At 67.1% G+C, this 10,779-nt stretch carries 8 protein-coding genes; 4 read left to right on the top strand and 4 right to left on the bottom strand.

The annotated features are described in order from the left end of the window. Positions 1–111: 111 nt before the first annotated feature. From ACAM49_RS16970 to ACAM49_RS16960, 3 genes are all read left to right on the top strand, one after another. A complete protein-coding gene (locus tag ACAM49_RS16970; RefSeq protein WP_369636476.1) occupies positions 112–438 on the top strand; it encodes a hypothetical protein in 327 nt (108 codons plus the stop codon). 117 nt (positions 439–555) lie between these two features. Then, positions 556–1,791, top strand: coding sequence for a cytochrome P450 (locus ACAM49_RS16965; protein WP_369636475.1), 1,236 nt, complete (start codon positions 556–558; stop codon positions 1,789–1,791). Positions 1,792–1,806: 15 nt separating this feature from the next. Continuing rightward, the gene (locus ACAM49_RS16960; protein WP_369636474.1) at positions 1,807–2,535 is read left to right on the top strand and encodes a TetR/AcrR family transcriptional regulator; all 729 of its coding nucleotides are present in this window, start codon (positions 1,807–1,809) and stop codon (positions 2,533–2,535) included. Positions 2,536–2,538: 3 nt separating this feature from the next. On the opposite strand, the gene ACAM49_RS16955 is transcribed toward ACAM49_RS16960, so the two are convergent. From ACAM49_RS16955 to ACAM49_RS16940, 4 genes are all read right to left on the bottom strand, one after another. Then, on the bottom strand, positions 2,539–3,954 hold the full coding sequence (locus ACAM49_RS16955; protein ID WP_369636473.1) for a DUF2252 domain-containing protein: 1,416 nt from the start codon (positions 3,952–3,954) through the stop codon (positions 2,539–2,541). A 2-nt stretch (positions 3,955–3,956) separates the two neighbouring features. Continuing rightward, positions 3,957–6,167, bottom strand: a complete 2,211-nt coding sequence (locus ACAM49_RS16950) for an MMPL family transporter (RefSeq protein ID WP_369636480.1) — start codon at positions 6,165–6,167, stop codon at positions 3,957–3,959. 101 nt (positions 6,168–6,268) lie between these two features. Beyond that, complete coding sequence (locus ACAM49_RS16945) at positions 6,269–7,258, bottom strand: hypothetical protein (RefSeq protein ID WP_369636472.1); 990 nt, start codon at positions 7,256–7,258, stop codon at positions 6,269–6,271. Between the two features lie 54 nt (positions 7,259–7,312). Beyond that, a complete protein-coding gene (locus ACAM49_RS16940; RefSeq protein ID WP_369636479.1) occupies positions 7,313–8,743 on the bottom strand; it encodes a threonine/serine exporter ThrE family protein in 1,431 nt (476 codons plus the stop codon). A gap of 99 nt (positions 8,744–8,842) precedes the next feature. On the opposite strand from ACAM49_RS16940, the gene ACAM49_RS16935 reads away from it, so the two are divergent. Continuing rightward, positions 8,843–10,750: an acyl-CoA dehydrogenase gene (locus tag ACAM49_RS16935; RefSeq protein ID WP_369636471.1), complete on the top strand. Its 1,908-nt coding sequence runs from the start codon at positions 8,843–8,845 to the stop codon at positions 10,748–10,750. Positions 10,751–10,779: the final 29 nt, after the last annotated feature.

The following is a 10,779-nucleotide window of genomic DNA, read 5'->3' as shown; positions in this document are numbered from 1 at the left end:
CCCCCACTCCGACCTCCCCACCACCGCCAAGGCTGTCGACCGAATCGTCCGCGACGCCATGGCCGCAACGCCATAGGGGCGTTCCGCGAACCCGCGGATACGATCGCGCTCATGGCATCGCCCGATAGGAGCACCGGCATCCGAGCGGTTATCACCGGCCCGACCACTGGATACAGCGGTCACACGATCACCCTTGACGGCGGCCGGTCCCGAGCCGACAACGCGTCGATCCGCTACCACTGGACACCCGACGCGGCCCTGATGGCATGCAATCCGGACTTCGCCGAGCAGGCTCAGAACTCTTCCGTCACGCTTGTGCTTCCTGAAACACCCCTGCGAATCGTCCGCAGGGTAGGGCTCACCGTCCATGGTGCGGACAACGAGACATCACCCGAGGCCCTGCACAGCATCGCCATCAAACCGGCTCCGCCGCAATAACCTCCTGCGTCTCGACCGGCCATGACACATCAAATGAACGCTATTTAGTAATAGGTGTTCACAAAGCGGGGTGTGGTGTGGAACACTCGGCGGCGAACGTGTTCCAAAGGAGGTTCCGTGTCCGCGCCGTCCATCCCCAATCGGATTGATTTCACCGATCCTGATCTGCTCTCGACTCGCCTGCCTGTCGAGGAGTTCGCCGAGCTCCGCCGTACCAGCCCTGTTGCCTGGATTCCGCAGGTGGGCAGCGGGTTCAAGGATGACGGGTACTGGGCCGTCACTCAGATGGAAGACATCAAGGAGATCTCGAAGACTCCGGAGGTGTTCTCCTCGGAGGAGAACACCGCGGTCATCCGCTTCTACGACGACATCATGCGCGAGGAGATCGAGGTCCAGCGGTTCCTGCTGCTGAACCAGGATCCGCCGCGCCACACCAAGCTGCGCCGCATCGTGTCGAAGGGCTTCACGCCGCGCGCGGTGGAGAGCCTGCGCAACGCGCTGCGCGAGCGCGCCGAGCGAATCGTGCACGAGGCCAAGAAGACCGGCTCCGGCGACTTCGTCACCCAGGTCGCCTGCGAGCTGCCGCTGCAGGCCATCGCCGAGCTCATCGGCATTCCGCAGGAGGATCGCGGCAAGATCTTCGAGTGGACCAACCAGATGATCTCCTACGACGATCCGGACTTCGAGGGTGACCACAAGGTCGCCACCGCCGAGGTCATGGGCTACTCCTGGAACCTGGCCGAGGAGAAGCGCAAGTGCCCCGTCGACCTGGACGGCCACGGGGACATCATGTCCACGCTGCTCAATGCCGACGTCGACGGCGAGGCCCTGGCCTCGGACGAATTCGCCTGGTTCGTCATCCTTTTGGCGGTCGCCGGCAACGAGACCACCCGTAATGCCATCACCCACGGCATGAAGGCGTTCGTCGACCACCCCGACCAGTGGGAGCTCTACCGCGAGCAGCGCCCGCGCACCGCGCCCGACGAGATCGTCCGCTGGGCCACCCCGGTCATCGCCTTCCAGCGCACCGTTCTCCAGGACACCGTCCTGGGCGGACAGGAGCTGAAGAAGGGCCAGCGCGTCGGAATGTTCTACTCCGCCGCCAACTTCGACGAGACCGTCTTCGAGAATCCGTTCGAGTTCAATGTCCTCCGGAACCCGAATCCCCATGTAGGCTTCGGCGGCACCGGCACCCACTTCTGCGTGGGCGCCAACCTGGCCCGACTGGAGATCGACCTCATGTTCAACGCCATCGCCGATGTGATGCCGAACCTGAGCCAGGTCTCCGATCCGGTCCGCCTGCGTTCGGGCTGGCTGAACGGCATCAAGAGCTGGCAGGTCAAGTACGAGTGAGTGGTCGAAACCAGCATGAGTGAACCCCGTCGACGCGGCCGGATGCCTGCGGTCAGCGACGCCGACATCCGCCGCGTCGCGCGGTCACTGCTGGTCGAACAAGGCCCGGACGCGATCACGCTGCGGGCCATCGCGCGGGAGCTGGGCATCACCGCTCCCGCGCTCTACCGCTATTACGAATCCCGCGACGATCTGGTCGCCGCGGTGCGCACCGACGTCTGCGCCGACCTGGCCAAGGACCTCGAAGCCGCCATCGCCGACCTCCCCGACGACGCGGGCGCCCGCTTCTTCGCCATCTGCCGCGGCTTCCGCACCTGGGCCCTGACCCACTCCCGCGAATTCACCCTCGTCTTCGCCTCCCCGGTGACCGCCGGAATCACCAGCGCCATGCAGCAATTCGGCGAACCCGTGGGCCGCATCTTCCTCGGCGCGGCCGGCCGCCTGCTCACCGAATACGAGGTGGTCACCCCACCCCTGGACCTCATCCCGCCCGAACTCCGCGACGACCTGATCAAGTTCCAAACCGAACTCCTTGCCGTCCTGGCGGATTCAGGCCAGAAGTTCCCCGCCGAGAAGCTCGACCTAGGCGTCAGCTACGTCATGATCCAGTTCTGGGCCCGCCTCTACGGCCACGTAACCCTAGAGGTCTTCAACAACTACCCCATCCAAATCTCCCACCCCGACGTCCTCTTCGACTCCACCCTCGCCGACATCGGCCGAGGCATCGGCCTGGTCGCGGACTGAGTCTCACATCTCCGCGGCGATCCGGCCGGACCGCACCGCCGCCACCAGATCCGCGTGGTCGGCCTCCGTACGGTCGGCGTAGGCGACGGCGAAGTCGGCGATCGCCTGATCCAATTCCTCGCTCTTGCCGCAGTATCCGGCGATCAGGCGGGGGTCGGCGGTGTGGGAGTGGGCGCGGGCCAGGAGGGCGCCGGTCATGCGGGCGTAGTCGTCTATTTCGTCGGCGGGGAGTTCTGCCGGGTCGACGCTGCCCTTGCGGTTGCGAAACTGCCGGACCTGGAAGGGGCGGCCGTGCACCGTAGTCCAGCCGAGCAGGATGTCGCTGACGACCTGCATTCGCTTCTGGCCTAGGACGACTCGGCGGCCTTCGTGGTCCACGTCCGGCGCCTCGAAACCGGCGGTCACCAGATGGGGGACCAGCGTGGACGGGCGGGCCTCCTTCACTTGGAGGACGAGGGGCTCGCCCCGATGGTCCAGGAGGAGAACGACATACGAGCGGGTGCCGACGCTGCCGGTGCCGACGACGCGGAAGGCGACGTCGTGCACGGCGTGGCGGGCCAGCAGTGGGTGCAGGTCCTCGGGGACTGTCGTCACGTACTGCTCGAGGGCCGACGCCACCGCCGCGGCCTCCGCGTCCGGCACCCGGCGCAGCACCGGCAGCGCCTCGATGAAGCGCCGCCCGCCGTCCTCGGCCTCCTCGGTCGACGTCGATGCGAAGCGCCCGCTGGTGTTGGCGCGCGCCTTTTTCGCGACTCGCTTCAACGTGCCGAGCAGGTCGTGGGCGTCGGCGTGGGAGACGAGTTCCTCGTCCGCGATGGCGTTCCACGCGTCGAGCACCGGCAGCTCGGCGAGCAGTCGCATGGTGCGGCGATAGGCGCCCGCCGCGTCGAAAGCCGCTTTGCGACAGCGGTTCTCATCGGCCCCGGCCTCGCGGCCCGCGAGTACGAGCGAGGCGGCGAGCCGTTTGAGGTCCCACTCCCAGGGTCCCTCGGCGGTCTCGTCGAAGTCGTTGAGGTCGATGACGAGTTCGCCGCGCGCATCGGCGTACAACCCGAAGTTGGCGGCATGCGCATCCCCGCAGATCTGCGCTCGGATCCCTGTCATGGGTGTACGCGCGAGGTCGTACGCCATCAGACCCGCCGAACCGCGTAGAAAGGCGAAGGGCGTGGCCGCCATTCGGCCCGCGCGCAGCGGAGTGAGCTCGGCGATCCGGCCGCGATTGGATTCCTCGACGGCATCGGCCACGTGCGGCCGGGACCCGTCGAGCTCGAGTGCGGCATGTGCGCTGCGCGGCACCGACTTTCGCAGCGCCTTGCCCTCGTTCTTCGGCGACCCCTGGGCGGGCCACTCGGCGAACCCTCGCACCGGCGGCAGCCGCCGCAGGCCCAACCCGGTCGCCGATTCGTCGATTCCGGTCATGGTCAACTCCTGGCGTCGACGAGTTCGGGTTCGCGGAGGTGCTGGGGCTCGGCCCGAAGAACGGGTTCGCTCAGGCCGATTCGGCGTTGGATGCGCTTCATCCAGCCCGGGGCCCACCAGACGCGGTCGCCGAGAAGCTTCATGGTGGCGGGCACCAGAAGCATGCGCAGGACGGTGGCGTCGATGAGCAGGGCGGCGATCATGCCGTAGGCGATGTACTGCATGAGGACCAGGTCGGAGAAGGCGAAGGCGCCGGTCACCACGAGCAGGATCAGGGCCGCCGCGGTGATGATGCGGCCGGTGTGTGCGGTGCCGGACCGGATCGCCTCCTCGGTGGTCGCACCGCGGGCGCGGGCTTCGACCATGCGGGACAAGAGGAATACCTCATAGTCCGTGGAGAGCCCGTAGATGATCGCGATGATGAGGAACAGGATGTTGGCCTGGATCGGCTGGGGGGTGAAGTTGAGCAGGGTCGCGCCATGACCCTCGGTGAAGATCCAGGTGAGGATGCCCAGGGTGGAGCCCAGGCCGAGGACGCTCATGAATGCGGCCTTGAGCGGCAGGACCAGCGATCCGAAGGTGAGGAACATGAGGATGGTGGTGAAGGCCAGCACCAGCAGGATCATCAAGGGCAGCCGGTTCAGCAGCGCCGCGATCGCATCGTGCTGAATGGTCGGCACGCCGCCGACCAGCAGGGTCACCTCGTCGGGAACCGGCAGCGCCCGGATGTAATCGATCGTCTTGTCGTACTTGGTCGAATCGACCAGGAACGCCGACGTGCGGTAGATATCCGGCTGCTTCTTCGACCGGGTCGGAATGTCGAACCCGGCGGGCAGCAGCCCGGGCGCCTTGCTCGCCTGCGCGAGCAGTGGCCCGACCTGGGTGCTGTCGTCCGTCTTGACGATCAATTCGATCGGATCGGACTTGCGGTAAGGGAAATAGGAGTCGATCTGCTGCTGGGCGACGCGCACCGTATTGTCCGGCGGCAGATACTTCTCGCTGAACCCGCCGAAGGCGATATTGCGCACCGGCACGATCAACAGCAGCAATCCGAGGATCAGCACCGCGGTGATCTTGCGCGGATGCCGCATCACCCAGTCGGTGGACCGCCCCCAGAAACCGTTCTCCACCTCGGCCGCCGACGGCGTGCGCCGGAATCGCTTGATACCCAGCGCATCCACCCGCCGCCCCAGGATCGCCAGCATCGCGGGCAGAATCGTGACGGCGGTCAAAGCCGCCAGGGTGACCGTGGCGATCGCGCCGTAGGCGATCGACTTCAGGAACCCCTGCGGGAAGATCAGCATGCCGCCCAGGCTGGCCACGATCATGGTGGCCGAGAACAACACCGTGCGTCCGGCGGTCATCACCGTGCGGCGCACCGCCGTCGGCGTGTCATACCCCGCGGCCACCTCCTCACGGAACCGGCTCACGATGAACAGCGCGTAATCGATCGCCAACCCCAGCCCGATCATCGAAACAACCGGGGCCACGAAGGAATTCACCTCCGTATAGTTCGTGATCCACCGCACGATCCCGTTCGCGCCCAACACGGTGAGCACACCCATCAACAGCGGCAGCGACGCGGCCACCACGCCGCCGAAGATGAAGAACAACAGCACCGCCACCGCCGGAATGGCCAGCAGCTCCATCCGATGGGTATCGGCGGAAATGGTGTCGGTCAGCGCCGTCGCGACCGGCTGCAACCCACCGACCTGCACCTCGATCCCGGGAACCGTGAACGCGCCCTTCACCTTCGCGTACTCCGCCGCGAGATCGCCGCCGTCGATCTCCTTCAGGGCGATACCCGCGATCGTGCGCGTCTTGTCCTTGCTGGCGAAGGCGGCGGAGGGCCCGCGCAGGGAGTTCACATTCTGCCAGTAGGCGAAACTCACACCCGCGATCTCGTTCGGAAAGCGTTGGGGGAGCGCGTTGAGAGCGTCGACCACCGGCTGACTGACTTCCGGATCATCGAACGTCGTGCCCTCGGGCGCCTTGTACAGCACGACCACATCGACATCGTGGGTCGCCTCGAAATTGACGGCGGACAGCTGCGATTCGAGCACGGACTCCGAACTCGGATCGTCCAGACCGCCCGCGCTGAGATGACTCTCGAAGCCCCAGGCGTAGCCGCCCAGCGCCAGCATCGCGGCCGCGACCAGGGCGAGCACGACGAACCGGTAGCGCGCTACGAGTTTGCCCCATAGCGCGAACACATCTCGATCACGCGGTCGCCTCATGCCCATACGACACGGTAACAGTGAAGATCACGAGAAGTGAAAAACGTTGCAATACAATGCAATTCAGCTATTTCCGATCAGTGGCAGCCATCGGTGGTGGGAATCGAATGGGTGGGGTCGAAGTAGTAATCGGAGTTGTGCTCGGGCGGTGTTAACCCGTAGCCGTTGCCGAAGGAAGGGGCCAGGAAACCCTTTCTGGCCCAGGAACAATCCACGGCGTAGGTGTGACCCTGGCCGTTGCGCAGCCAGATGCCCTGGGCCTCGGCCGCATACGGCCGCCCCGAGCCGTCCGTCGCGCCGACGAAGGTGTAATCGATCTCCCACCGTTGCACCACCACGATGTCCATCGCCTGGCGGACCTTTTGCGGATTACCCGGATCGAACGCGTAGGCCACCACGTAATTGGTGTGCACCGCGAGATCGCCTTCCGCATTGACCTGGGCGGCCATGGTGCCGTTCACCTTCGGCTGCGCGGGCAGCAATTGCTGGCCCGGCGCGAGGGCGGTGACGAACATGCCCTTGCCGTCCTCGGGCGTATCCCGGATCTGCTTCTCGGCGTACTCGCGGAATTTGGGCGCGAATTGGCTCAGCACCTTCGCGGTGTCATTGGCCAGCAGCGTGGCGCGGTCGACCCGCGCGGTGATCAGGGCCTGGCGGGTGCGCTCGTAGGCCGACGCGACGGCGTCCGCGTCGAACCGCCCGACCGGCGCGGGCACGGGAGCCACGAATCCCTCCGCACCGTCGGCCCAGCCCGCCGCGGGAGTATTGAGAAACGGCATCGCGAGATTCACCCGCACGGATTCCGGCGCCCGCTTGGTCGAGGTCGTACTCGGCTGCCCCGAACTCGGCACCCCGGCCGCCCCGAGATTCGGCCGATTGAACGCGACCCACGCACCCAGCACCACCACCAGCACCGCGGTCACCGGTATCCACTGGCGCATCCGGCGGTTTCGGCTCGACCAGCGCTGGCGGCGCGCATGCTGTTTCTCTATGCGCGCGATGCGGTCGGCCCATTCCGACCCCATCAGATCCGGATGGTTCGCCAGATCGTCGTTCTCGCTGTTCATTCGTCCCCACGTTCGGTCGAGCGGACCGACGTTAACGGACGAACCGGGCAGTGATCAACTGGAGGCGAAGCGCGGCCGGCGAATGCTGCCGATCCGCCTCACGATGCGGGGTCGGCGCAGGTCGCGGGCGATCCACTCGCCGAGCGTGACACCGGCGGCCAGGGCCAGCCCGACCGCGAACGCACCCGAGAGCTGATTGAACCCGATCAGCAACTCGTCATTGAGAAACGCGTACAGCCCGCGGTACACCCGCAGACCGGGCAGCAGGGGCGTGATGCCCGCGACCGCCACCACCAACGGCGGGGTCAGCGCCCGCCGCGCGAGCAGACCACCGGCCAGACCCACCACGGTCGCCGCACCGCCCGAGGCCACGATCGGCCCGAACCCGAAGTGCTGGATCAGCAGATACACGACCGTCGCCGCCGCACCGCTGAACGCCGCCGCGGCCAGCGCCCGCTGCTCGGCGTAGCAGGCCAGTGCGAACGCGGCCGAGGTCACGGCACCGGCGATCAGCTTGATCTGCAGATTGGTCAGATCGCGCGAGGAGATCATGTCGACCGAGGGCACCGAGGCCTCGAACACCTCCGCCACTCGCAGGGTGAGCGCGATACCGGCGATGATGCCGCCGGTCATCATGACCACCTCCAGCATGCGGGCCGACGCGGTGATCGGCGCACCTGTGATGGCGTCCTCCACCGCGCCGACCAGTTGTAAACCGGCCAGCAGCACCGCGATTCCCGCCGCGATGATGAGCGAGGGATCCAGATGCAGGCTCGACGCGAAGGTGGAGACCAGCACCGCGGGCGTGGCGGCGATGATGCCGCCCATCATGTGCTGGAAGAAGAAGGGCAGCCCGCGCCGATTCAAGACCCGGTTGGTGCGGTCGATCGCGGTGGTCGTCGCGAAACTCAGCAGGGCGATCAGCCAGCCGCCGTTGAGCAGCACCGCGACGCCCGCGGCCATCAGCGCCCAGCCGAGCGTGGCCGACCATCGCGGGTAGGGATGCGGCGCGGAGGTGATCTCGTCCAGTGCTTCCAGGGCCTCCTGCGGCGGCACCAGTTCCCGGCGGATGCGGCGGGTGAGCCGATCGACGGCGGCCAGCCGGGTGAAGTCGAGGGAGCGGTAGTGCACCACGCGCATGGTGGAGGCCGGGGGTAGTCGCGGGCCGCGGTCGGCCGAGATGCGAATCGAGTTGTAGGTGACGTCGATATCGCATTTGGACAGCCCGTAGGTGGCGGCGATGAATTCGATCTGGGTGGTGGTGTCGGTGACGGCCGTGCCCGAGGCGAGCACCACCTCGCCCACCCGCTCGGCCAGATCCAGCACCTCGGTCACGGTCGCGTCATCGGTGAGGTCGATGGGCTGCAGCGGTGCGGGGGCTTCCACCACCGTGTCCACGGTGGCGCGATGTTCGGCGGTCACCCGGTCCACCGCACCGGTCAGCAGCCGCTGCCAGCGGGCGCGCAGCCGGGGGGCCGTCCCCACTTGCTCGTCGGTAGCCAACTCGTTGGTCACAAGCCCGACCGTACACGGGTGCGAAAGATCACCGGGGTCAGTGGTGCCCGGGCAGTAGTGTTTTCGAGTATGGCGACGAGCGACATTTCGATTGCGAAAGAGCTACGCGCGGCACTCGACGGCCCTTGGCGGGAGGTGCGTGAGGAAGCCCGGGCGAGCATCGACGACGACCGCCTCTACGGTGATCCGTCCCTCGACATGAAGGCGGCGCGAGCCCGTGTCCTGGAACAAATGCACCTGGTCGCGTCCTACGGCTGGGTCGAGCGGGGCTTCCGGCACGTGGACGGGCGCCCGGCCGATCCGGGCGCGGCGGTCACCGCGCTGGAGATGCTGGCCTACAACGATCTGTCGCTGTGGGTGAAAAGCGGTGTGCAGTGGGGACTTTTCGGTGGCGCAGTCGAGAACCTCGGCACAGATAGGCATCGCGGCTACATCGACGATCTGGTCTCGCTGCGACTGCTGGGCTGCTTCGCCATGACCGAGACCGGGCACGGCAGCGATGTCGCGAATCTGGAGACCACCGCCACCTACGACCCGGCCACCCAGGAGTTCGTGGTGCACAGCCCGACTCCGTCCGCGCGCAAGGACTACATCGGCGGCGCGGCCGAACATGCCCGCATGGCAGCGGTTTTCGCGCAGTTGATCACCGGCGGCGAGAGCCAGGGCGTGCACTGCTTCCTGGTGCCCATCCGCGACGAGGCGGGCAGCGACCTGCCCGGCGTGACCACCTCCGACTGCGGCCTCAAGGGCGGGCTGCTCGGCGTCGACAATGGCCGAATCGTGTTCGACCAGGTGCGAATTCCGCGCGAGAACCTGCTCAACCGGTACGCCGATGTCGCGCCGGACGGCACCTATTCCTCCGAGATCTCGAACCCGAGCCGACGCTTCTTCACCACCCTGGGCACCCTGGTGCGCGGGCGGGTCAGCGTCGGCGGCGCGGCCGCCGCGGCCGCGCGGGTCGCGCTGTCCATCGCGGTGCGCTACGCCGAACAGCGCCGCCAGTTCGCCGATCCCGACACCGGCGAGGAGACGCTGCTGCTGGACTACCGCAGCCATCAGCGCCGCCTGCTGCCGCTCGTAGCCCGTTCCTACGCACTGGCTTTCGCGCAGAACGACCTGGTGCGCCGCATGCATCTGGTGCAGACGGGCCAGGATCTGGATCCGCGCGCCCAGCGTGCGCTGGAGAATCGCGCGGCCGGTCTCAAGGTGGCCCAGACCCGGCACGCCACCGCGGCCATCCAGGAGTGCCGCGAAGCCTGCGGCGGCGCTGGCTATCTCACCGAGAACCGGCTGGTCACCCTAAAAGGCGACACCGATGTCTTCACCACCTTCGAGGGTGACAACGTGGTCCTCACCCAGCTGGTAGCCAAAGACTTGCTGACTGCCTATGCGGAGGAGGTTCGCGATCTCGCCGCACTGGGCTGGGTGCGCTTCGCCGCCACCACCGCCCGCGATGTGGTGCGCGAGCGTTCCGGTGTGCGGCAGATGATCCAGCGGCTGCGTGACCGCGGCGACGAGACCGTGGACGAGGCCGACCTCTCCCGCCGCTCGGTGCAGCTGCAGCTCTTCGCCGACCGTGAGGACTACATGGTCCGCACCGCGGCGCACCGCCTGCGCGCCCGCGCCAAGGAGACCGGTCCGTTCGAGGCGTTCAACAATGCCCAGGACCACATCCTCGCCGCCGGCACCGCCCACATCGAGCGAATGGTGCTGGAGGCCTTCATCGATGGCATCGCCGATATCGAGGACCCCGACGCGCGTGCCCTGGCCGATTCCGTCTGCGACCTCTACGTCTACTGGACCATCGAGCAGAACCAGGCCTGGTACATCATGCACCGCTTCATGTCGGTCGAGCGGGCCAAGGCCGTCCGCCGCGGCGTCAACGAACTCGTCGACCGCCTGCGCCCCCAAGCCCTCACCCTCATCGAGGGCCTCGGTGTCCCCGAGGGCATGCTCCGCGCCGCCATGCTGGACTGACCCGCGCGGCCGTTCACACTGAACCTTAT

Origin of the sequence: Nocardia sp. JMUB6875, from assembly GCF_041154655.1 — a bacterium.
Taxonomy (GTDB): Bacteria; Actinomycetota; Actinomycetes; order Mycobacteriales; family Mycobacteriaceae; genus Nocardia.
Note: the sequence above shows the minus strand (reverse complement) of the source record. Positions and strands in the feature narration are given on the sequence as shown.

What these genes read in the sequence shown, in the direction of transcription:
- ACAM49_RS16970 (WP_369636476.1), top strand. Translation starts at nt 112, where the DNA reads ATGGCATCGCCCGATAGGAGCACCGGCATCCGAGCGGTTATCACCGGC.
- ACAM49_RS16960 (WP_369636474.1), top strand. Translation starts at nt 1,807, where the DNA reads ATGAGTGAACCCCGTCGACGCGGCCGGATGCCTGCGGTCAGCGACGCC.
- ACAM49_RS16955 (WP_369636473.1), bottom strand. Translation starts at nt 3,954, where the DNA reads ATGACCGGAATCGACGAATCGGCGACCGGGTTGGGCCTGCGGCGGCTG.
- ACAM49_RS16945 (WP_369636472.1), bottom strand. Translation starts at nt 7,258, where the DNA reads ATGAACAGCGAGAACGACGATCTGGCGAACCATCCGGATCTGATGGGG.
- ACAM49_RS16935 (WP_369636471.1), top strand. Translation starts at nt 8,843, where the DNA reads ATGGCGACGAGCGACATTTCGATTGCGAAAGAGCTACGCGCGGCACTC.